20 protein-coding genes and 1 pseudogene are annotated in these 22,189 nt (G+C 39.5%); 8 read left to right on the forward strand and 13 right to left on the reverse strand.

What is annotated here, in order from left to right; all coding sequences use genetic code 11:
* Window positions 1–98 precede the first annotated feature (98 nt).
* Window positions 99–1,637 carry a multicopper oxidase family protein gene (locus ABRT01_RS14345; protein WP_269412567.1) on the forward strand — a complete coding sequence of 513 codons (1,539 nt, stop codon included), beginning with the start codon at window positions 99–101 and terminating at the stop codon, window positions 1,635–1,637.
* A 51-nt stretch (window positions 1,638–1,688) separates the two neighbouring features.
* Here ABRT01_RS14345 and ABRT01_RS14350 read toward each other — a convergent pair.
* Window positions 1,689–1,784, reverse strand: a pseudogene (locus ABRT01_RS14350) (DUF4258 domain-containing protein); the annotation flags it as partial.
* Between the two features lie 249 nt (window positions 1,785–2,033).
* Here ABRT01_RS14350 and cypC point away from each other — a divergent pair.
* Window positions 2,034–3,293 (forward strand): CYP152 family fatty-acid peroxygenase CypC, encoded by a 1,260-nt coding sequence (gene cypC / locus ABRT01_RS14355; protein WP_269412568.1) that lies wholly within the window; start codon window positions 2,034–2,036, stop codon window positions 3,291–3,293.
* A 349-nt stretch (window positions 3,294–3,642) separates the two neighbouring features.
* Here the strand turns inward: cypC and ABRT01_RS14360 are convergent, their stop codons facing one another.
* From ABRT01_RS14360 to ABRT01_RS14370, 3 genes are all read right to left on the reverse strand, one after another.
* Window positions 3,643–4,713: a M42 family metallopeptidase gene (locus ABRT01_RS14360; protein ID WP_269409524.1), complete on the reverse strand. Its 1,071-nt coding sequence runs from the start codon at window positions 4,711–4,713 to the stop codon at window positions 3,643–3,645.
* Between the two features lie 346 nt (window positions 4,714–5,059).
* Entirely contained in the window at window positions 5,060–5,143 is an 84-nt protein-coding gene (locus ABRT01_RS14365) for a putative holin-like toxin (protein ID WP_367748107.1), read from the reverse strand.
* 205 nt (window positions 5,144–5,348) lie between these two features.
* Window positions 5,349–6,938 carry a long-chain-fatty-acid--CoA ligase gene (locus ABRT01_RS14370; RefSeq protein WP_269409525.1) on the reverse strand — a complete coding sequence of 530 codons (1,590 nt, stop codon included), beginning with the start codon at window positions 6,936–6,938 and terminating at the stop codon, window positions 5,349–5,351.
* A 218-nt stretch (window positions 6,939–7,156) separates the two neighbouring features.
* On the opposite strand from ABRT01_RS14370, the gene ABRT01_RS14375 reads away from it, so the two are divergent.
* The gene (locus ABRT01_RS14375; RefSeq protein WP_269409526.1) at window positions 7,157–8,014 is read left to right on the forward strand and encodes a DUF421 domain-containing protein; all 858 of its coding nucleotides are present in this window, start codon (window positions 7,157–7,159) and stop codon (window positions 8,012–8,014) included.
* Window positions 8,015–8,049: 35 nt separating this feature from the next.
* On the forward strand, window positions 8,050–8,526 hold the full coding sequence (locus ABRT01_RS14380) for a hypothetical protein (protein WP_269409527.1): 477 nt from the start codon (window positions 8,050–8,052) through the stop codon (window positions 8,524–8,526).
* A 210-nt stretch (window positions 8,527–8,736) separates the two neighbouring features.
* Here ABRT01_RS14380 and ABRT01_RS14385 read toward each other — a convergent pair whose 3' ends face one another.
* From ABRT01_RS14385 to ABRT01_RS14395, 3 genes are all read right to left on the reverse strand, one after another.
* Window positions 8,737–9,177 (reverse strand): VOC family protein, encoded by a 441-nt coding sequence (locus ABRT01_RS14385; RefSeq protein ID WP_269409528.1) that lies wholly within the window; start codon window positions 9,175–9,177, stop codon window positions 8,737–8,739.
* A gap of 133 nt (window positions 9,178–9,310) precedes the next feature.
* On the reverse strand, window positions 9,311–10,141 hold the full coding sequence (locus ABRT01_RS14390; RefSeq protein WP_367748082.1) for a DUF6597 domain-containing transcriptional factor: 831 nt from the start codon (window positions 10,139–10,141) through the stop codon (window positions 9,311–9,313).
* Window positions 10,142–10,610: 469 nt separating this feature from the next.
* Window positions 10,611–11,717, reverse strand: a complete 1,107-nt coding sequence (locus ABRT01_RS14395; RefSeq protein ID WP_269409530.1) for a glycosyltransferase family 61 protein — start codon at window positions 11,715–11,717, stop codon at window positions 10,611–10,613.
* 164 nt (window positions 11,718–11,881) lie between these two features.
* On the opposite strand from ABRT01_RS14395, the gene ABRT01_RS14400 reads away from it, so the two are divergent.
* From ABRT01_RS14400 to ABRT01_RS14410, 3 genes are all read left to right on the forward strand, one after another.
* Window positions 11,882–13,051: a polysaccharide biosynthesis C-terminal domain-containing protein gene (locus ABRT01_RS14400; protein WP_269409531.1), complete on the forward strand. Its 1,170-nt coding sequence runs from the start codon at window positions 11,882–11,884 to the stop codon at window positions 13,049–13,051.
* Window positions 13,029–13,766 (forward strand): sulfotransferase domain-containing protein, encoded by a 738-nt coding sequence (locus ABRT01_RS14405; RefSeq protein WP_269409532.1) that lies wholly within the window; start codon window positions 13,029–13,031, stop codon window positions 13,764–13,766. The genes ABRT01_RS14400 and ABRT01_RS14405 overlap by 23 nt, the downstream gene beginning before the upstream one ends.
* Window positions 13,767–13,831: 65 nt before the next feature.
* Entirely contained in the window at window positions 13,832–14,767 is a 936-nt protein-coding gene (locus tag ABRT01_RS14410; protein ID WP_269409533.1) for a glycosyltransferase, read from the forward strand.
* 116 nt (window positions 14,768–14,883) lie between these two features.
* Here ABRT01_RS14410 and ABRT01_RS14415 read toward each other — a convergent pair whose 3' ends face one another.
* From ABRT01_RS14415 to ABRT01_RS14440, 6 genes are all read right to left on the reverse strand, one after another.
* A complete protein-coding gene (locus tag ABRT01_RS14415) occupies window positions 14,884–15,891 on the reverse strand; it encodes a polysaccharide biosynthesis protein (protein ID WP_367748087.1) in 1,008 nt (335 codons plus the stop codon).
* A 784-nt stretch (window positions 15,892–16,675) separates the two neighbouring features.
* Window positions 16,676–17,278, reverse strand: coding sequence for an adenylyl-sulfate kinase (gene cysC, locus ABRT01_RS14420; protein WP_269409535.1), 603 nt, complete (start codon window positions 17,276–17,278; stop codon window positions 16,676–16,678).
* Between the two features lie 12 nt (window positions 17,279–17,290).
* Window positions 17,291–19,069, reverse strand: coding sequence for an SLC13 family permease (locus tag ABRT01_RS14425; RefSeq protein WP_269409536.1), 1,779 nt, complete (start codon window positions 19,067–19,069; stop codon window positions 17,291–17,293).
* Between the two features lie 43 nt (window positions 19,070–19,112).
* The gene (sat, locus tag ABRT01_RS14430) at window positions 19,113–20,273 is read right to left on the reverse strand and encodes a sulfate adenylyltransferase (RefSeq protein WP_269409537.1); all 1,161 of its coding nucleotides are present in this window, start codon (window positions 20,271–20,273) and stop codon (window positions 19,113–19,115) included.
* 222 nt (window positions 20,274–20,495) lie between these two features.
* Window positions 20,496–20,897 (reverse strand): spore coat protein, encoded by a 402-nt coding sequence (locus ABRT01_RS14435; RefSeq protein WP_269412569.1) that lies wholly within the window; start codon window positions 20,895–20,897, stop codon window positions 20,496–20,498.
* A 437-nt stretch (window positions 20,898–21,334) separates the two neighbouring features.
* Window positions 21,335–21,565, reverse strand: coding sequence for a hypothetical protein (locus tag ABRT01_RS14440; protein ID WP_269409538.1), 231 nt, complete (start codon window positions 21,563–21,565; stop codon window positions 21,335–21,337).
* A gap of 258 nt (window positions 21,566–21,823) precedes the next feature.
* Between ABRT01_RS14440 and ABRT01_RS14445 the strand changes: the two genes are divergently transcribed.
* A complete protein-coding gene (locus tag ABRT01_RS14445) occupies window positions 21,824–22,189 on the forward strand; it encodes a DUF2642 domain-containing protein (RefSeq protein WP_269409539.1) in 366 nt (121 codons plus the stop codon).

Genomic DNA, 22,189 nt, shown 5'->3' on the forward strand with positions numbered 1-22,189 from the left:
TCCGGTGCTCAAAGCTACGCCGCCTAGAACTTCTCGGTCCTTTTTATCCTCCTTTTTGAACACGCACATATATATATCTAATCATGGAGATGAATCGTATGGACCTTGAGAAATTCGTTGATTCCCTCCCAATTATGAAAAAAATAAAACCCGACAAGAAATACAAAAATGGGGATTATTATGAAGTACGAATGGAGGAATTCACGCAAAAACTGCATCGGGACTTAGCGCCGACACGCCTCTGGGGCTATAACAGCCAGTTTCCGGGCCCTTTGTTTGATGTGAATCAAGGAGAACCAATTCATGTCAAATGGATGAATAATCTGCCGAGTAAACATATTCTACCTATCGATAAGTCAATTCATGAAGTGGCACACGAACCTGAAGTGCGCACCGTTGTCCATCTACATGGTAGTGAAACTGAATCAGACAGTGACGGCTATCCGGAAGCATGGTTTACCAGAGGATACAGGGAAGTAGGATCTTTTTTTGAACGCAGGGTTTACTTTTACCCAAATCAACAGCGTAGTTCAACATTATGGTATCATGATCATGCCATAGGAATTACCAGATTGAATGTGTATGCCGGACTTGCTGGTATGTACATCATTCGTGATAAAAAAGAAAAATCACTAAATCTGCCAAAAGGAGAATTTGAAATTCCACTCATCGTTCAAGATCGATCATTCAATGATGATGGCTCCCTATTTTATCCAAGCCAACCTGCCGATCCTGCAGAAAACTTACCCAATCCATCAGTTACTCCTTTCTTTTTGGGCGATACCATCCTAGTGAATGGAAAGATCTGGCCATATTTGGAAGTGGAACCGCGCAAATACCGTTTTCGCCTTTTAAATGCATCAAACACACGGGCATATCAATTCTATCTTGATTCTGGTCATCCTTTTTATCAAATTGGCTCGGATGGGGGATTGATGCAAAAAACAGTTAAACTGAACAAAATCGTGTTGGAACCGGCAGAACGGGTAGATTTTATTATTGATTTTTCCAAACTCAAAGGAGAAACTGTTACGTTAAAGAATGATCTTGGACCAAATGCAAATCCGGATGACCAAACGGATGATATCATGCAATTTAAAGTAACGAAAAAACTTTCCCAAAAAGACACAAGCAGACTTCCACGTTATCTAACCACCATTCCTTCGTTAAAACAGAATAAAATCGCGACCATCCGCAATTTAAAACTTGTTGGCGCAACGGATGAATATGGTCGCCCACTACTTTTACTTGATCATAAAAAATGGATGGATCCGACGACGGAAAAACCACAATTAGGAACCACCGAAATTTGGTCACTGATAAATATTACCGGTTTTACCCATCCGATTCACATTCACCTGGTTTCCTTTCAAATACTGGATCGTCAGCCGTTTGATCTGGATCTTTATAATGAAAATGGGCAAATTCGCTACACTGGACCAGCTACAGCACCAGCGCCAAACGAACGTGGATGGAAAGACACTGTAGCAGCACCTTCCGCCCAAATAACAAGAGTCATTGCCCGTTTTGCCCCCTATACCGGAAATTATGTCTGGCACTGTCACATACTCGAGCATGAGGATTATGATATGATGCGGCCATTTACGGTGATCGAACCGGATGATAAGCAGGAATAGCGTCTGAATACTGCATGGTAGATGCGGATTCAGACGCTTTTTTTTATCAAAAACCGTATGCAAAGATTGCGCTTCAATATAACTTAATATTAAGCAACTGTGTCCTCTTGGGTCAGTCGGATAGTCTTCAATTATTTCTCCTTCAATTCATAATCATTTTTTCAACATCAATATCTCGTTCATCACATTTCTCTAAAGCATGGCCGCTAAACCACCACTTACCTGTTATTATATTCGAACCATTTTAAAACGATAGTTATTTCTAGCTAGATGGAAACCAAAGATTTTATATAACAGAATGCACAAGGACTGAACCTTTTTAGAGAATAAACTGCAAACATTAACAAATGATAAAATCGTTATCATAAAATAAACGGAGCTGATTTTATGTCAAATATGCCAAACCCTAATCAAATACCGCGAGAAGAAGGAATTGACCATACCGTAACGCTCATGCGTGAAGGATATATGTACATTTCAAATCGATGTCACAGTTTCCATTCCAATATTTTTGCAACCCGATTGTTTGGAAAAGAAGCCATCTGTATGCGTGGAAAAGCGGCTGCTACACTGTTTTATGACACCAGCAAATTTAAAAGGCAAGGTGCAGTCCCAAAACGGGTAATAAAATCATTTTTTGGTCAAAAGGGGGTTCAGACATTGGATGGACCGACCCATAAACATCGTAAAGAAATGTTTATGTCGATGATGTCCAAAGAGAACCTGAAAAAGCTTTATGATATCACACAACAACAATGGGATGCAGCTGTCAACAAATGGGAACATATGGATGAGGTTAAACTTTATGAGGAAGTTCAGGAAATAATGTGCCGGATCGCCTGCGAATGGGCGGGTGTACCAATACAAGAAGATGAAGTGAAGAATCGGGCAAAAGAACTTGGAGCATTATTCGAGTCAGCAACTGCAGTGGGCCCGGCATATTGGCTGGCGAGAAATGCAAGGAATAATTTGGATACGTGGATAGGAGAAATCATTGAACAAGTTCGTGATGGACAAATAAAAGTTCCTGAAAATACTGTACTGCACACATTTGCCTGGCATCGCGATTTACAAGGAAATCTTTTGAATACACAGACTGCTGCGGTGGAAGTGCTTAATATTTTAAGACCGATTGTGGCGATTTCCATATTCATCAATTTCCTTGCACTGGCGGTCTACCATTATCCGGAGAAAAGAGCGAAACTTGAATCCGGTGATGACAAATACTTTGAGATGTTTGTTCAGGAAGTTCGACGCTATTATCCGTTTTTTCCATTTATTGCTGCGCTTGTAAAAGAGGATTTCACATGGAATGGGTATGATTTTAAAGCGGGAACACTTACTGTACTAGACCTTTATGGAACCAATCATGATCCTGACATTTGGGAAAACCCCGATACTTTTTCTCCAGATCGATTTGCCAATTGGGAAGGAAGCCCGTTTGGATTCATTCCACAAGGGGGCGGAGACTATTGGATGGGACATCGCTGTGCTGGTGAATGGGTTACCATTGAAGTCATGAAAGCGATCCTTGATTGTCTGGTGAATCGCATGGATTATGAGATTCCCGAACAGGATTTAAGTTACAGCATGGTTAGTATGCCAAGCATTCCCCATAGTAAGGTAGTGATTAAAAACGTTAAGCGAACAATGTAAATTTGCTAAAGATATAGTTGAACTGTCCCTTTGAAAGTCAGCAATGAATCAGCCGAGACTGTACTTCTCTCGGTTGATTCCTCTCAATTTTTTCCTATTTTTAACTCTACCTCTTGAAACATGTCCATGTTCAGAAATTAGAATAAAGGCTGTTTTGTTAATGTTGATTTTTTATGCGCGATTGATTGATTTTCACGCACTCTCGTCCATTTTCCTGCATTCCCGATCAACTTCTGCGCACTCTCGATCGACTTTCACGCATTCTCGATCAACTTCCGCATGCACTCGATTGATTTCACCCATTATGATAACAAAACCTGACTCAACTTGGCCAGGTTTTGCTTGGATGTTATTGGTAATTAATTATCGATCTAAACGTATCTGTATCAAGCCGTTTGATAACTTCCACAAGCAGCTTGACGCCATTTTCAATATCTTGTTTGCTTGCCAGAGAAACATGGCTGTGCATATAGCGGATCGGCGCACCAATGACGATGGTAGGGACTCCTTCTTTATACATGTGAACTTTCCCGGCATCGGTTCCACCACCGGTTATGACTTCAATTTGATATGGGATATGATGTGTTTTTGCTGTGTCGATGACCAAATCACGAAAACGCGTATTTGGAATCATAGAGGCATCAAGAAATGTAACAAGCGGCCCTTTTTGTAATGCCGGATGTTCGACATCGCCACTGGCTGTTCCAGGGGTATCCTGGGAGACACCGACATCAAGTACAATTGCAATGTCAGGATCAACTGCATATGGCGATGTTTCCGCTCCTCTTAATCCTACTTCTTCCTGAACATTCGCACCTGCAAAAAGCGTATTCGGATGATCCGTACTATTTAATCGTTTTGCCGTCTCTACAGCCATATAACAGCCAATCCGATTATCAAGTGCCTTTGCCAGAATGGTATCATCGTCAGGCATTACTTCATAAGGGCAAATGGGAACAATCGGATCACCAACACAAATGCCCCATTTTTCAACCTCGTCTCTGCTATGTCCCCCAACATCAATATACATTTCCCGGATCGGATATACTTTTTTCCTTTCTTCCGGTTGCAGTAAATGCGGTGGCTTGGAACCAATGACACCAGTAAATTTTTTCTTTTCGGTTATGACAGTGACCCGTTGTGCGAGCAATACTTGATCCCACCAGCCGCCTAGTGGTGTAAAGCGAAGAAAACCATCCTTGGTAATACCTGTGACCATGAAACCAACCTCGTCCATATGACCTGCAAGCATGACACGCGGTCCCTTAGTGCTTCCCGGTTTTTCCCCAAAAATACTTCCCGTATGATCGTACAGCACCTTATCACATGTTTGAGCAAGTTCCTCTTTCATAATCTGCCTTACCTCATTTTCATAGCCAGATGTACTTTGTGCTTGTGTTAGTGCCTTTAATAATTCCATGTCTTCACCTTTTCATTTTTATTTTAAGTTCTAGTATGGAGGAAGAGACGTGAATTATGCGTTTATAAAGTATTTTGGACAATCATAGGATTCGTTAATATTAATTACTAATTCCTTCAGCTAGTTTACCTGTAATAAGTTAGATCTACCCACCAAATCAAATAATTAGATGTTTTCAAATTCATTTTTTGTGGTATAATTAACATAGGAACAGAAATTGATCATAAAATAGTAAAAACCGAAGATATGTCAGTATCTTCGGCAGCAATGTCGCTCCCCTTCAAGAGGGGTCGGCGCTGGTAAAGGAAAATAGACCTCACCGTTGTCCGATAAACTCAGTAGAGGTCTATTTTTTGCGGTCAATGATATTCACAACAAGTGTTGCAAATGCAATCATTAAAACCATAGCCTCGAATGGAGACATAGGCATCACCTCCAATCGCTATAGCTTATCGTACGACACTATAAACGACGAAAGTGCGCCGACCCCCATGAGAAAAAACGACTATTACATGTATTTATTACAAGCTATCAATCTATTATTTTAACGTTTAAACAAATTAATATTTTTCTACAAAAAAACGTCCAAAAACCAGACAATACGGTTTCCGGACGTTTTTCAGTTACTATCACAACTAATTTACTTTCTTTGTCCCTTTCCAATACTGATCGCGTAACCGGAATTTTTGCAGTTTTCCTGTTGCTGTTTTTGGTAATTCATCGACAAACTCAACTGACTTAGGTGCTTTAAAATGAGCCAGGCTAGATCGGCAAAAGTCAATAATTTCAGTCTCCGTAACGTTCGCCCCCGGTTGAAGAACGATGATTGCCTTTGGTACCTCACCCCATTTTTCATCCGGTATCGCGATTACTGCCGTCTCCATCACATCTGGATGTTTATATAACACGCCCTCTACCTCTGTTGAAGAAATGTTTTCACCACCAGAAATAATTAAATCTTTTGCCCGATCACGGATTTCGACATACCCGTCTGGATAAGTTACGGCCAAATCACCGGTGTGAAACCAGCCATTCTTTATTGCTGCCTCAGTCATTTCCGGATCTTTATAATATCCATCCATGACGACGTTTCCGCGGGTGATGATTTCACCAAGTTCTTCCCCATCCCAGGCAACCTCATCGCCATCTGGACGAATAACCTTGGTCTCCCCATTAAATGCCAACTCAATCCCTTGGCGTGCCTTTATGGCAGCTTGTTCATCAGCTGACTTGGTATCAAATTCTTTTCTCCACTCGCAATACAGAATAAATGGAGATGTTTCGGTCAATCCGTATACATGAATCATGTTTAAGCCTAAAATTTCCTGGGCTTTATGAATTAATGCCGCAGCGGGTGGGGCTCCAGCTGTTCCCATACGAGGATTGGTGGTGATATTTGTTTCCTTTGCGTTTGGATCATTGACCAGCATATTAATAACTGTCGGTGCACCGCACAATAAGGTAATACCCTGTTCAGCAAACAAATCAATAACTCGTGGTGGATCCACTTTTCGCAAACAAACATGGGTACCACCCGCAGCTGTAATCGCCCAGACCCCGCCCCAGCCGTTTGCATGAAACATTGGTAATGTATGAAGATAAACATCATCATTACTGACCCCAAGATGGTACATAAAATCGGCTGCATTCAGGTAGTTCGCCCGATGTGTCAACATAACTCCTTTTGGTTTGGACGTTGTTCCGCTCGTATAGTTCAACGTAAGCAGTTGATTTTCATCAATTTCCACCTCGGGAAGGGTTTTATCTGGCGCATGCTGCAGAAATCTTTCATAGTCTATGCCGGTCAAAGTTGTTTCCTGTCCATCTACTGCTACGATAATAACTTGTTCCAAGGAAAGTCTGTCAATGATTTGCTCAATCGGGCCGGTAAATTCCTCATCCACAATTAACATTTTCGCATCACTATGACCAATAATATACTCGAGATCTTCCGCATTCAGCCGATAATTAAGCGGTACCATTGCCGCGCCTAGCTGACAAATACCATAAAAACACTCCAACATGTAATGGGTATTTGGCAACATGACAGCTACATGATCCCCATTTCTTACCCCCGAGGCAAATAACGCCCTGGAGAGTTTGTCTGTCCGTTCACCAAATTCCTGATAAGTAAATTGTTTGTCCTCATCAATAACAGCGACCTTTTGCGGATAATACTTTACTGCCCTGCGTTTCCAATCTAATGGGGTTAGCGGAGAAAACATTGGAACCAGCTCCCTTTATGATAGTTATAAGACTAATACTTGTCATAATAATAGCCTATTCAGTCTTTTCTTACAAGTATGAAATTACCGGGAATCTGATTTGCGACTTGGATAAAAATACGTTCTTTCTACAAACTAAAAAAACCATGGAGATAATAAGATGCTTAGGAATCCAGAATCTCCTGAACATGCATCAAAATTGGAAGGATAGGATTAGAATGCCAGGTTGGGTTGAACTTATATTAAGAATGTTTACTTCTCTTATTGTGCTCTTTTTTATGGTGAAATGGCTTGCCAAGAAACAGATTTCGCAAATGAACGTATTTGAATATATTTTCGGAATCGTAATGGGAGGAGTTGTTGCCATTCATGGAAGTATGTTAAAAAGCCCGCTTATTTATGGGATTATCGCTATGACAATGTTGTTTTTGTTTGCTTTAGCAATTGAATTCCTTTCCCTGAAAAGTAAAACCTTTCGCGATTTTGTTCAGGGAAAGAGTTCGGTTCTTATAAAGGATGGAAAAGTTATGGAAGATAGCCTCAAAAAATCAGGTTACTCCACAGATGACTTACTGGCTGATTTACGTGGGAAAAATATTTTTCAAGTATCGGATGTTGAATTTGCAGTATTAGAACCCAATGGGCTTGTTAATGTCTTACCAAAAAAGGAAAACCAGTCTTTAACGGCAAAGGATTTAGGGATCAAGCTTGCACCACAAAAAGAGCCACAAACCGTCATTATGGATGGAAACATGCTCCTTGAACCGTTGACAAATCTTTCGCTTAATCAAAATTGGTTGGAAACAGAGTTGGACAAATTGAATGTTAGTATTGAAAATGTTTTTTTGGGACAGGTAGACAGCGATGGCCAATTAACAGTTGATTTATACGATGATCGTCTAAATGTACCAAGCCCAACAGAAAAACCATTGCTCTTGGCCAACATGAAAAAATGCCAGGCTGATTTGGAATTGTTTGCATCGCTTACCGAAAATACAGAGGCCAAACAAATGTATCGGGATAACAGTATAAAATTACAGCATGCAGTTGAAATCGTGACGCCATATCTCAAGTAACGTCAAACATCGTGAAACGGAAAGGACGGATAAGCATGATTAAAAATTCCATACGAATCTTTATTGTTATAAGTGCCATTGGGTCGATCATTTTTCTTCCCAAAAAATCGTTCCTGAAGTATTTGCCTGTATCCCTATTTTCTTCAGTCATTACACTTAGTGAAATATTGTACTTCACGATTCATAAACTATGGAAAGTAAAAGGAAGCCCAAGTGTTATGATGTGTAATGCTGCCGTTTTGGTTGTGGGACCATATTTTTTAGCAAGTTTATGGGTATTTCATTTATCAAAGGGTAAATTCCTTAAATATTTTCTGATTAATGGCATTGCAGATTTCATTTTTGCGTTCCCTTTAGTGGTCCTATTCAGGAAATTGAATTTCTTTAAATTAAAAGTTAGTTCGTTTCAATTTTTTAAAATGATCTTTATGGATGCGATTGTAATTTATACATTTCAAAAGTTTTATGAAATGGTCAAGACCCATCAGAAAACGGGCAACCAACAAGGATAAACGTATTCATATTTGATGATCGTATTTCTTGACTTTCTGGGTTTAAGCTTAAAATATTAGATCAAAAACAGTAAATCAACCCCTTTGGAAAAAACTTTTCCAAAGGGGTGAAACCTCCATCTTTTTTTGTTTTTAAACCCTTAGCATTCCTAATTCTTTGAAATAGCCCGATAGTTGGAAGTCGCTGATCCTGCAAACAGCATTAGTTTGCTACATTTCCTTAAGTGATACGTCCTCTATGTGAGTCGCCACCCACCAAATATGCCCAAAAGGATCTATCAGTCCTCCTCTTCGATCACCTTCAGGTTGGTTGTCTACGGGCACCAATTCCTTTGCACCTGCATCAATAGCTTGTGCAAAAAGTGCATCCGCGTCCTCAACATAAAGAAAAATATGCATCGTGGCTCCTCCAAGAGACTGTGGGCTGCGCATAATCGAATACTCTGGAAACTCATCTACAATCATGATCTGCGAATCCCTGATCTTTATCTCCGCATGCTGAATCCTTCCACTGTTGTCAGCTAGGCGCACCAATTCAGTGGCTCCAAATGCCTTTTTATAAAACGCTATTGCCTCTGTTGCATCCTTAATAATTACATAAGGTGTTACAGTGTGATGACCTCTTGGGATTGGGTTTGTTTCAGGTGTCATCCTGTCTCGCCTCCATAGCTTCAAATTTTTGATGCATTAGTGCCAAAGTGCCTCAGACTGAAAACTTGGTAACTATGCATCAACTTTATTTTAGTGATATCCGAATTCGTTGTATTGTAAAAAAATGAACCTATTAACCAAGCGGTACGTGATTTTGTTGTTTACCTTGACGAGAGTGGTAGGTTGTTGGACTAAGGCCAGAAAAAGATCGAAAATCATGGATAAAATGTGCCTGATCGTAATAACCACATGATAAAGCAATATCTGTCCAATCGACCTGCTCCCCACCTTTAATGGACCGAAGCACATTCTGAAAGCGCTGGACACGGCAAAATTGTTTGGGGGTCAATCCGACTTCTTCCTTAAATACTTGAATAAACCGCCGTGAGCTCAAGCTGATTTGTTCAGTCACATCAGCAATTTTTACTGATGAGGGGGAAAGCTGAAATTTCTTTAGCGCGAAAACAACTGCTGGATGAGGTGCTGAAGCTTTTGTAATCATTTCCATTAAGTATTGTTGTAGTATTTGGAATTTGATGGTGGGGGTTTCAGCTTCAATGAGCTGTTCTCGTATTTCGGCCGCTTTTGACCCCAAAATTGCGTCCAACGATACGTGGTCATTACGCAATTCATCAGCCGGTAACCTAACAAATGGGAATGTACCACCAGGCTTAAAATGTACCCCCATTGTTGACGCTTGACATGCTGTGTCGATAACTGCAACACTTGAATGCGGGCCGGAGATTAAGCTTCCACGAAAACTTTTGAATCTCACATGATTTTTTTGGTCGTATACCTTAATCGAGTCTTCCTTAAGATTGATAACCAATCCCATCGAGCCATCCGGAAGGACACGCTCCATTTCATGAGGCGGGTGGTAACCTTGATATAACCAAAAAATATTTATAAAGGTCGACAATGGTGGCTGAGGCTGGCATGTACGAAAAAGAGATATGACGATCACCGCCTTTTAATTTTAATATACCGTATTCTTTAGTTTACGCCAATAAACAAAACTTTTAAATCTTTTTTGTGTTCAATTGTGGTATTAGTGCATTTTACAATGTAGTAATAACCTTGCCCACTTTGGGATTCGGGAGACCTTATTCCACAAAATGCCAATGGGATAACCTTATACCAATATCCTTTTCTGGTACAATCTTTTATCATTTTACACTTGACTTATTACCACAAGTCTTTACAATAGCGATATTGTCTTTCGTTCATATGGAAAGACCTCCCTATACGTAATAGCATTATTCATTGCTACATTTTATTTAAAATTCAAATGATTCCCCTGTGCCAGTGACAGGGATATAGTTTAAAAGACATTAGAACATTTTTTATACTTCTCCCTCTATATATGCGGCTTTCTTCTTTTAGCTTTACTTGGATAATTCCTTGGCACAAAATATAATTTTCAAGGTATTTTATTAATTTATCCCCTCATTCTCAAGAATCTCTGATATCTTTTTTACATCAACCACAAGGTTTTGGATAACTTCGTGCGCTTTGGAACCGGGGTTTGCGGTCCTGCACTTCACAAAATGGTAGTCCAAACCTACATACTGTCCAATTTTCATGAATTCGTCCGACGTTGATGTAAATAACTGAATGATTTTCGTTCCCGGCTGACAGAACATAATATTTGCAAGCCCTGCACCATTCGGACTTAAGATCACTTTGGCTGAAGAAAAAATATCAATTTGTTCCTGTACGGTTAGTGCACTTAAAGTCACTTTTTTGAATCCTTTTTTGGTCAAAAGTTCCATGAGTGTATTTTCATTGGCAACCTTTCTCCACGAGGCATCGTCCCGACCAATATAGATACGTTCAGAGTCACTTGAATCCAAATGAGATTTGGATTTTAATTTAAGTAATGAGTCTCGTAGAAATTCAACTGTCCATTTCACACATGTTCCCGCGTTAAAAGGAACGGATGGTAATATCAAATTTTCGGCTTTCAGGTGCTTTCCAGGAGTAAGCTGCAAGATTTTATTCCAAGGGATGTCAAGCATTTTAACCGTTTCCCGCTGAAATGGTAATGTCAGAGGAGGAAGGACATATTTATCAATCTTAAAGCCACTAAGCTGCAACAAATGGTACCGCCCTAACACATCGTGTAACCAATGCCAATAATTAGAGTGACCAGCCCAGGCTAAAACACCCAAATTTCCATGGTAAGCGGTGGCGGAAGGGATTTTATCAAATGCAGCCTTTTCAAAATATCTCCAATATAAATGAAAGACCATATCCTGCAAACACTTGTGATCAGGTGTCAAAGCATAAACTATGCCCTCTCCTTTATCACACATCCATATACTTCCGTTTTTTATCATCGAAACATACGATTTACCAAACTTATCATTCTCCCCAAACCTTGGTGGTTGTACCCAATCAACCCATTGCGGCGGATCTCCTTTTGGTAGCCTGTATTTCACAGTTTCATTTGTATAAAATTCCTTATATACATCGTGTATATCCGATTTTGGAGTAGTATTTTCAATCCAATCTTTCGTATGAATATATATATCTGTCATAGATATGCATCCCCTTTTCAATAAACAACATTGGCCTATGCCCTATTCTTGCACATATCTTTGAGTACTCCATAATATGTAGAAAAGTCATCAACAGTGTTAAACTATTGTCTTAATACACCAACCGATAAACGCATGACGAATAAGAACGGGGGAATCATTAAGTGACAAACGTACTAGTAACCGGTGCAGGTGGATTTATTGGTAAAAATCTTATTGATAGACTGCACAGGAAAAAAGGGGTCTTTGTCAAACAATACCACCGTGAAGATGACCCATCACTACTGTATAGGTATTTAAACGATTCAGATATTATCTATCATCTGGCGGGGGTGAACAGACCACAATACAATGCGGAATTTGCGAGGGTTAATAGAGGGCTTACTGAACGAATCGTCAACTATTTAAAAAAGAATCAAAAGACGCCGAAAATCGTTTTTTCTTCCTCCACACAAGCAGCATTTGATACACCCTATGGTTTAAGTAAAAAAGCTGCTGAAGAAGTGCTTAAAAATTATAGTAATGAGACCGGTGCAGAAATACACATTTACCGTTTGCCAGGTGTCTTTGGCAAGTGGTGTAAACCGCATTATAACTCCGTTGTTGCTACTTTTTGCAAAGAAATTTCTAACGATAAAGCAATCGAGATCCATGATGCGGACAAAATGCTTGAACTTGTATATATTGACGATGTAGTAAACCATTTTATGGATTGTCTTGACCGGAAAGAGACGGAAGGGAAATTCTATTATCCTATCAATCAAATTTTCCAAACAACTGTAGGAGAACTGGCTCGTAAGATCTACGAAATAAAGGAAATAAGAAAATCACTAATCATACCTGACCTGTCCGACAGATTTACGAAATACTTATATACGACCTATCTATCTTATTTAGATGAGAATAATTTTTCATATAATTTGCCGACACACCAAGATGAAAGAGGAAGCCTAGTTGAGTTAATCAAATCTCACCAGGTAGGGCAAGTCTTTATGTCAACATCACGAAAAGGTGTCACAAGAGGGAATCATTATCATCATACAAAAGTAGAGAAATTTTGTGTCATTAAAGGTGCAGCAAACATTAAATTAAGAAAGATCGATTCCGAAGAACTGATTACCTATAGAGTAACAGACCAAAATATTGAAATAGTAGATATCCCTCCAGGTTATACCCATTCGATTGAAAACGTAACAGATGATGAAATGATTGTTTTATTTTGGGCCAATGAACTTTTTGATCCGGATAATCCGGATACCATTCCGTTGAAAGTCCAGCCGGACGAAGCTAATAATAGAAAGGATGAAAATTGTGTCAACAGACAAGACATATAAATTTAAAGAAGACGATATTTGCCTTGTAGCCTACCCTAAATCCGGGAACAATTTCTTACTATTTCTTGTTGCCATGTTATTATATCGAAAAAAAATAGATTGGGCCACAAAAGGAGCAATGATTCAAAACGTTTCAAAGGAACCAATCGAAAACTTGCCATCCCCGCATCTTGTATGGAGTCATAATCGTTACGACCCGTCCTATCCCAAAGTTATTTACCTGGTAAGGGATCCAAGAGATATTGTTATATCCTATTATCATCATTTTCAGAAGTATTATCGTGAAAGTCGTGATTTTGATGAATTTTTCCAAGCGTTTATGGAAGGAAAAATTTGGCCTGGAATGTGGGATACGAATATAGAAAGCTGGCTTGACAATCAGGAAAAGGTTAAAAACGGTTTTCTGCTCGTCAAATATGAGGATCTTCTTCAAAACACCTCTAAAGAAGCAAAAAGAATTATAAATTTCTTAAACTTAGACCGGTCAGAACAAGAAATCAATGAAGCAGTCAATTGGGCCTCTTTCGATAATATGAAAGCATTGGAGCAGAAACAACATACCCATTTAAACGGCTATTCACCGTTAGTAAATCAAACTATGCCTTTTGTAAGAGAAGGCAAGGCGAATAAATGGAAATCTGTATTGAGCCAAGCGCAGCAGCAACAAATGAATCAAGCATTTCATAAGACCTTAACAAGGTTAGGCTATAAATAAAGCACTCACTTTAAAAGCCCTCTGTCATGGAGGGCGTTTTTTCTTTCGGGAAGGTGTGAAAAACGATGTTAAAATTATTACTAATTGCGGCCGATACTTCTCATTTTACCAATAATAATTATTACTATTTAGAGAAAGAATTAGCAGAAATAACGATGCTAATGATTTATCGAAAATCCGGTCCTATAAAGAAAATATTACGAAGGATTACTGAAGAACCGGATTACATTTTAATAGTGAATGATGTTGGTAAAACTTTTGACCCTGTCGTCACCGGTTTATCCAATATCAGCATACCTGTAGGGCTGATGGTAAACGACGCACACCGGTTTGTGGAACAGCGAAAGAGGTATATAACGCATAATCATATCCGGACATTTTTTGTCATATGCCGGCATAATTTTTACAACTATTATCCCCTTCAAAGGCATGATCAGGTATTCTTTCTCCCGCAATTCGCGAATACCTCAATCTTTAAAGATTACGATGGAGAAAAAACGATCGATTTAATGATGCTAGGAGAGGTTTCTTTGCCGCATATATATCCATTAAGAGAAAAAATTCTACAGCATTATACAAATGACCCAGGATTTTTTAACCGCCCTCATCCGGGATGGAGAGATTTTACAAGGGAACAGGAAGAAAAAGCATTAATCGGTGAAAACTATGCTAGAACCATTAATCAGGCGAAACTATTTTTTGCATGCGGTTCTATTCGTCAAGTTGTAACATTTAAATATTTTGAAGTGCCAGCGTGTCACACACTATTAATGGCTCCTGATTTACCGGAGCTTGAGGAGATTGGCTTGATTGCAGGCAAGCATTTTGTAGATATAAACGAGGACAACTTTTCAGAAAAGGCAGCGTACTATCTAAAAAATGCGAAAGAGCGAGAACTGATAACCGAAGAGGGGTATCGATTCGTTCATGACCATCATTCAACTGCTCATCGGGCCAAACAATTAGTCAAGCAGATACAGCGTGTTTTAACCCACATATAACGGTCAGTAACCACAGCTAACTACACCTAAATATCCCTTACCACTTGTACAGTGATAAGGGATATTTTTAAGGGGCGTTTATCTTAGACCATCCTTTTGCGTTACTCCACCGAATATCAATTAAAAAGAGCTTGTGATGTGATAAAATTTGCTTTCATAAGAATTTGTTCAATTTCACTATATGTCATTAATTCATCATTGGACTGATAACGTTTGAAGATGACCTTTGGTAAATTCCCATACCTTCTCTTTACCTCTTCTGAAGCATTGCCAGGTAAAATAACATAGTAATTTTTATCAAATTTATAAGTGTTACGAGATTCGGCATTTGATACTAACATTTCATGAAGTTTCTCACCTGGACGAATCCCAATCTCATTTATAACAATGTCTTTTACTGCAAAATGCCTTTCCAGGACATAAATTAAATCGATAATCCTGCATGCTTTCATTTTCATGACAAATATTTCGCCGCCAATCGCTTGTTCAGATGCATATAACAGCAAATCAATGGCTTGAGAAACTGTCAAGAAGAATCGTGTCATTTCCCTGGATGTAAGAGGAACTGTATGATGATTTGCAATTTGTTCTTGGAAAAACGGGATGACACTGCCATTTGTTCCAATAACATTACCACCGCGGATACAGACAAAATGTGTATGACTGCTTAATTGATTCGCCTGAATGATTAATTTTTCACCAATCGCTTTCGTAAGTCCATAGAAATTGATTGGTTCGACAGCTTTATCTGTAGACACATCAATGACTTTTTTTACCTTTTGATTTAAACTTGCTTTGATTATATTCTGCGTACCATATACATTGGTCTTTAACGCTTCCGAAGGCTGGTCTTCACATATAGGAACATGTTTTAGCGCCGAAAGATGGAATATATAATCGACATTTTTTACCGCTTCGTTTACTGCTTCAAAATCTCTTACATCACCAATCACAAATTTTAAATAAGGATTATCCGAAAAAGCCCTTTTCATTTTAACCTGTGCAAATTCATTACGTGAGAAGATTCTTATTTCCTTTGGTTGCAATGGAAGCAGCTTTTTTACTAGTTCATGTCCCCAGGAACCTGTCCCCCCGGTAATCAATATAATCGTGTTTTGAAACACATGTATACACCTCCCTACAGCGATAATGCCTATTGTTTATATCATCATCAAAATAGATACAGTCGAACAGAGCTGATGGCTTGGATGGTAGGAATTCTACTGAATGGTTACACTCCAATTTATGAAAAAAATAGCAAACTGTACATGATATAGGTTTAAATAAAGGCAAAAAAGGCGGTTTGTTCGCGTCCAGATTTATTGGGGCGGTGAAGCCTGGTCACTAAGATCTGCTATAGGAGAAAATTTTGGGAAAGGACCTTGTTGAGAGACGCTAAGAATTGTGAAAAATAACTCTCACTTTGCATCTATAGCGATTCCATCTCAATCTATAGCGGAATTCCGACTATCTGCAGCGCATAACAGCTTTTGGTTGAGCGTTCTACTCATAAATGGATTTAACAGCTCCGCTTTGAACGTTACATCCAATTGCATGCATAAAGTGAAACTTCATTCAGTGGAGGTTTCCTTTCCTTACCCACTGAAACGCCCATGGCTCCGCATTCGCGTAGCCACCAACTATCATGAAAACAGTCTCTAAACACAGAAAAGTCTAAAGCCATAGAATCTTGTCTATAAAACCCATCTTATCTTAATAATCGGTGTATCTATGATGTGTTAGTTGAACAGAATCAGGAATTTACGGGCTGTTTATCCCCTACCTTCTAAGTTTTTAGTTACTCTCACTTATAGAGGTGGGGGTATTACAGCCCGTTAATGCGTGATAAAAAAGGGGACAAAGCACTTTGCCTCTTAAAAATATTCGACTTTCCTCTACCAAAAACCATTATTTCAAGTATCCCTTCGCTTTCAAATAGGACAAAATCGTCTCTACAGACTCCCCGACACACTGCACATCGGTATCCACCGTGATTTCCGGGTCCACAGGTGCCTCATACGGCGCATCAATCCCTGTAAACCCTTTAATCTCACCGGTGCGTACCTTCTTATACAGTCCCTTTGGATCACGTGATTCACATGTTTCTATACTCGCATCAACAAACACCTCGATAAATTCACCCTCGTCCAGCAATTCACGTATTTCATCACGGTCTTTTCGATATGGTGAAATGAAAGCGGACAATGTAACCAATCCAGCATCAACCATCAGCTTGGATACTTCCCCAATGCGACGGATGTTTTCTTTCCGGTCTTTAGGACTAAAACCAAGATTTTTATTCAGACCATGGCGGATATTGTCCCCATCCAGACGATACGTTCGGACACCCATGTGATGCAGTTCTTTTTCCAGCTCAACCGAAATAGTCGATTTACCTGAACCAGACAGGCCTGTAAACCACACCACGGCGCTATTATGATTATTCAATTGTCTCCGATGTTCCTTCGTTATTTTCGAATGATGCCATTTAATATTTTCTGTTTCTGCCATAGACGTTCCCTCCTAAAACCACACATAATAAATGATCAAAACAGACGTCACCATCACTAACAGACTAAGCGGAAGCCCGACTTTTACGTAATCCATAAACTTGTAGCCGCCAGGGCCATATACAATCAAATTCGTCTGATAACCGATTGGTGTAATAAAACTTGCTGAAGCGGCTATTGTAATGAGGACAGCTATTCCTGTCGGCTCGACAGCAAGCGTCTGTGCCATTTCAATTCCGATTGGAAGCATCATGACGGCTGCAGCACTGTTGGTGACAATTTCCGTAAACACATTTGTCAGAATATAGATTATAAACAAAGTGGCCACTAATCCTAATAGATCACCAAAATCCAACAAACCATTCGCAACCCATTCCGCCAGACCCGTTTTTCTTATGGCAGCACCAATCCCGAGCGAACTGGCAATCAATAATAAAACATTGAAGTGAACATATTTCTTGGCTTCCTGAGGTGTAATAATTTTCGCAGTCAAAAATACCAAGACTGTTAGTGCTAACGCTTTAAACATACTAAGCCAGCCCAGTGTCACTGTCACAATCATCGCAAGCAGCATGATGATCGAAAACCAGCCTTTCTTGGTGCTTCGATTCAGGGCAGCTGGTGTATCCAATGACGATACGACAAAAAAGTCATTTGATTGTTGATATTTTTCAACAAAGTCCGTACCCGCCACAAGCAATAATGAATCCCCAGGCTTTAAAACGATATCCCCGACCTTGCTCTTGATCCGCTCATTATTCCGGTGTACCGCAATGACACCTGCATCATACCGTGAACGGAACTGCGATTGTTTAATTGACTTGGATAAAAGAGACGACTGATCTGACACGACGGCATCCACTAATTTGGTTGATCCATCCTTCAGATCATCGAGATCAATGTTCGTCCCCGTTTCCAATTTCAGACCTTTCATCTTCTGCAAATCAGCAATGGTTGAAATCAATCCGGTAAAAATTAGCCGGTCACCACTTTGAATCACCGTAGTTGACCTGACCGGCGAAATCCGTTCATCGCCGCGGATAATCTCAATTAGATAAAGACCTTTCAAATCTCGCAAACCAGCTTGCCACACACTCTTGTCAAGATGTCCGAAGTCTTGTGTCACTAGCATTTCAGCAATGTATTCTTTGAAATCCTCCTTTATCCGCTGGCCAAAGCCTTTGTTATCCGGTAATAATTTATATCCAATTGTAAATAAATAAATGAGTCCAATTATTGCAACCGGAATACCAACGATAGCTAATGTAAATAATGAAAAACCTTCCAGTCCAAAGTCCAGCATCAAACCATGAACGACAAGATTTGTGGACGTTCCTATTAATGTAATCATCCCACCCAAAATCGTAGCGTATGATAATGGGATCAAAAATTTGGAAGGTGCGATCCCACGGTCTTCACACCATTTTTTTATAATTGGGGTAAACGTCACAACAATCGGTGTATTGTTTAAAAAGGCTGAAAGTGCAGATATCGGTACAAAAAAGCGCAGCATCGAACTTGTGTGGGTACGACTGTTCTGAAGCCATTTTTTCATCAGTTGATCGATCAAACCACTTTTCTGTATAGCCCCTGCAACGATAAACAATAATGCAACCGTTAGCATACCTTCGTTGGAAAAACCGTTCAATGCCTCATCAATCGTCAAAACGCCTGAAAGTAACAAAATAACTAATACTGAAAAAATGACCATGTCAGGCCGGGCTACTTCAAAAATCAGCGCGGCAAACATGGTCAGCAGTAACATTAGCACAAACATCATTTCAAAGGTCATGGGGTATCAGATCTCCTTTTAATGCGTGTACAAAAAGGAAAATTCAGGTTCTGTTCTTTCCTTGCATTCCTTTGATTAGCACATCAGCAACTTCCGGACGTGAAAATTCTTTTGGTGGGCGTTTGCCGTTACGAAGCAGTTCACGTACCTTTGTACCGCTTAAGTGGACATGATTTTCCTTGTCGTGTGGACATGTTTTCGCGGATGCCATATTTTCACAGACTTTACAGTAAAACGCATGTTCAAATTTAAAAATCTGAATGCCGAGTTCTTCTTCATATTGTGCGATCAACTCTTGCGCTTCATATGTCCCATAGTAGTCTCCAACACCAGCATGATCACGTCCGACAATAAAATGAGTGCAGCCATAGTTTTTTCGCACAATCGCATGCAAAATCGCTTCTTTCGGTCCCGCATAGCGCATGGCCGCTGGATAGATGACAAGACGCACACGATCTTTCACATAATAGTTTTCTAAAATTGTTTTGTAGCTTTCCATCCGAACATCCGCTGGAATATCATCAGATTTCGTTTCACCAACAAGTGGGTTCAACAACAAGCCATCCACCGACTCAAGTGCTGTCTTTTGAATATGCTCATGCGCGCGATGAACCGGGTTTCGTGTCTGAAAGCCAACGATTGTTTTCCAGCCCAGGTCTTCAAACATCCGCCGTGTTTCAGTCGGATCCATGTAATACGCTAAAAATTGACTGTGATCTGGGCGATTAAGCAGCGTAATCTCCCCGCCAAGATTGATATTTCCAGCCTCATAGACTTTCTTCACCCCGGGATGTGCCGCATTAGTTGTGCCATAGACATTTTCCGCTTCCTTCTTTTTATCATATGCATATTTCTCGGCCAGGGTGATAGTTCCATAGATGACCCCATCTCTTCCTTTAAGGGCAATTTGGTCACCAATTTGAAGGTTTTTAGCCTCTTTTTCGGTTGTCGGCAATGTAATCGGGATGCTCCAGATTGTTCCATCCACAAGACGTGCATTTTTAATGACATTCTCATAATCATTCTGCACCATAAATCCTGTCAGTGGACTAAAACCACCTATCCCTATTAGTTCCATATCTGAAATCACCCAGGAACTTACAGTTATAGACTGAAGCGTTTCGGCATGCTTGATCGCTTCATCTCGTTTCTGCCCAGTTAATTCTCGGCTGATTAATTTTCCGCCATGTGGTTGATTGACCATACGTTAACCCCCTTGTAAATTTTATTTTCGATACACTAACATATTGGATAAAGACAAAAGTTGGAACTAACCATTCCTTTTACTAAAAATCTAGGGAGATATAATAGAAAAGCGTAGATAACTCCAATCAGCTTAAAAAAGCTGTGTTAAAGTTTTCTACGCTTAATTTCTATTTAAAAAGTGAGTAAACTGGGTTTTGCGGTTAACCCTCTTACATACTACTTAAAGTACTTCCAATCGAACAACTAATGCAATTAACACTTGCAATAGGATTTGGGCATTAACGGCAATATCCGTATCGGTCGTTGTAACATTTACACCACGTGAATTTTCAATATAAAGCTGTTGTTTGTTTACCTGACTGGATTTTAATTTAGCGAATAGATCTTGGGTAATTTCATCCTCGGTACTGCTATCTGCAATAGAAATGCTAATTACTAAAGCAATTGCAGCCTGAAGGGCAACTTGAATGTTAACAGCGGCTTGAGTATCGGTCGACTTCACATCTATATCGCATGAGTCTTTAATAACGATACACTCATCGGACTGTTGAACGTTTTTCACTTGTGAATTCTGTTCTTGATCAACAGTGCTATCACCAGTGCAATTCATAGGATGATCCATGGTTGGGTCTAGTGCACTCCACTTATGGCATGGTTCTTGCTTATGGCATGGTTCTTGCTTATGACATGATTCCTGTTTACAACATGACTCTTGGCATGGATCATGTTTGCAATGCGAAACCGATTGTTGACATTGACTATCACAAAGACCTATTTTATTACCATGATTTCTAGCTCTGTTCCTTGCTAGTAAAAAATTTTGTTGATTCCTCATTACTTCTCTCCTCCTTCTTGCGGTTTACTTTATGTTATGTACTATGTCTCAAATAGTAAGGGTGGTTGTCTTATCATAAAAACCTATTTTTTAATATATGTATGATAAACTACCCTACCCAATAGGCAAACAATACCCCGGATATTTACCATCCAGGGTATTACAATTTCTTGATACAGGATAGTATTTAGCAAAAGAAAGCCTATTTGCAGATTTCCAAAAGGCTAATCTCTTTCTTCTTTCTGGTTCCCTTCTTTTTGATCCTCTTCATTCTTTTGAACTCGTGTGAGGTCATCGACACTTTGCTTTAGAACTTCAACCAAATTCTTTATTCTTTCCTTATCTTCAGCATCCAGTTTACCAGCATCTAATTTGGCTCCGTGTTTTTTTAAAGTGTGATCCACGAGCAAATCGATAATCTGGTTGGAGAAGTTTTCATAATTATTACCGCTCACTGCTACACCTCCAAGCTTACTTTTATATACTATATTCACCCTGGTATTAGGTTGTATCAATCATCGTCTAATTCAACGAATTTTGTTCACCTATTTCTAAGTAGGTAATAAACTTCAAACAAAAACTAGTTACGCATCTATGTTTATAGGATAGTTGTGGAATTTTGCTATTAAGGGAACTAAACGCCCTTACAGATGGACAGCATCAGAATATAGTAAATTGAGATAGATATTATATTACAGAAAGGATGGATACTGATGGCACTTACAGATCGTCAGAGGGATCTACTGAATTACCTTAACCAACTATCCCAGAGTCTTGCCAACAGTGGATTAAATAATGATTTCTCATTAAATTTACCAGGACTAAATGTTGATTTTGATGTCGATGTTGGAAGGAACAGATCGGGTGGCGGAACATCTCCAACTCCACCAAATACTCCCAAAACGATGCGCGACGTATTAATTAACGCAATCAATGAACAGGTACAAATAACTACACCTTTTGATACCGTAACAGGTACGCTCATAGCAGTGAAGAATGACTATGTCGTATTAGTGGAAAACACTGGAGAACAAACACTAGTCCGTATAGATAAAATCGAATTCGTCAGTGAGATATAA

It is taken from the genome of Lentibacillus sp. L22 (assembly GCF_040812445.1).
GTDB classification, from domain to species: domain Bacteria; phylum Bacillota; class Bacilli; order Bacillales; family Amphibacillaceae; genus Lentibacillus_C; species Lentibacillus_C daqui.

Bases quoted from the DNA above. Each gene is read 5' to 3' on its own strand.
- ABRT01_RS14385 (WP_269409528.1), bottom strand. From the start codon at position 9,177: ATGACACCTGAAACAAACCCAATCCCAAGAGGTCATCACACTGTAACA.
- ABRT01_RS14380 (WP_269409527.1), top strand. From the start codon at position 8,050: ATGATTAAAAATTCCATACGAATCTTTATTGTTATAAGTGCCATTGGG.
- cysC (WP_269409535.1), bottom strand. From the start codon at position 17,278: ATGGCAGAAACAGAAAATATTAAATGGCATCATTCGAAAATAACGAAG.
- ABRT01_RS14410 (WP_269409533.1), top strand. From the start codon at position 13,832: ATGTTAAAATTATTACTAATTGCGGCCGATACTTCTCATTTTACCAAT.
- ABRT01_RS14375 (WP_269409526.1), top strand. From the start codon at position 7,157: ATGCCAGGTTGGGTTGAACTTATATTAAGAATGTTTACTTCTCTTATT.
- ABRT01_RS14425 (WP_269409536.1), bottom strand. From the start codon at position 19,069: ATGACCTTTGAAATGATGTTTGTGCTAATGTTACTGCTGACCATGTTT.
- ABRT01_RS14395 (WP_269409530.1), bottom strand. From the start codon at position 11,717: ATGACAGATATATATATTCATACGAAAGATTGGATTGAAAATACTACT.
- ABRT01_RS14445 (WP_269409539.1), top strand. From the start codon at position 21,824: ATGGCACTTACAGATCGTCAGAGGGATCTACTGAATTACCTTAACCAA.
- ABRT01_RS14345 (WP_269412567.1), top strand. From the start codon at position 99: ATGGACCTTGAGAAATTCGTTGATTCCCTCCCAATTATGAAAAAAATA.
- ABRT01_RS14435 (WP_269412569.1), bottom strand. From the start codon at position 20,897: ATGGATCATCCTATGAATTGCACTGGTGATAGCACTGTTGATCAAGAA.
- cypC (WP_269412568.1), top strand. From the start codon at position 2,034: ATGCCAAACCCTAATCAAATACCGCGAGAAGAAGGAATTGACCATACC.
- sat (WP_269409537.1), bottom strand. From the start codon at position 20,273: ATGGTCAATCAACCACATGGCGGAAAATTAATCAGCCGAGAATTAACT.
- ABRT01_RS14370 (WP_269409525.1), bottom strand. From the start codon at position 6,938: ATGTTTTCTCCGCTAACCCCATTAGATTGGAAACGCAGGGCAGTAAAG.
- ABRT01_RS14360 (WP_269409524.1), bottom strand. From the start codon at position 4,713: ATGGAATTATTAAAGGCACTAACACAAGCACAAAGTACATCTGGCTAT.
- ABRT01_RS14365 (WP_367748107.1), bottom strand. From the start codon at position 5,143: ATGCCTATGTCTCCATTCGAGGCTATGGTTTTAATGATTGCATTTGCA.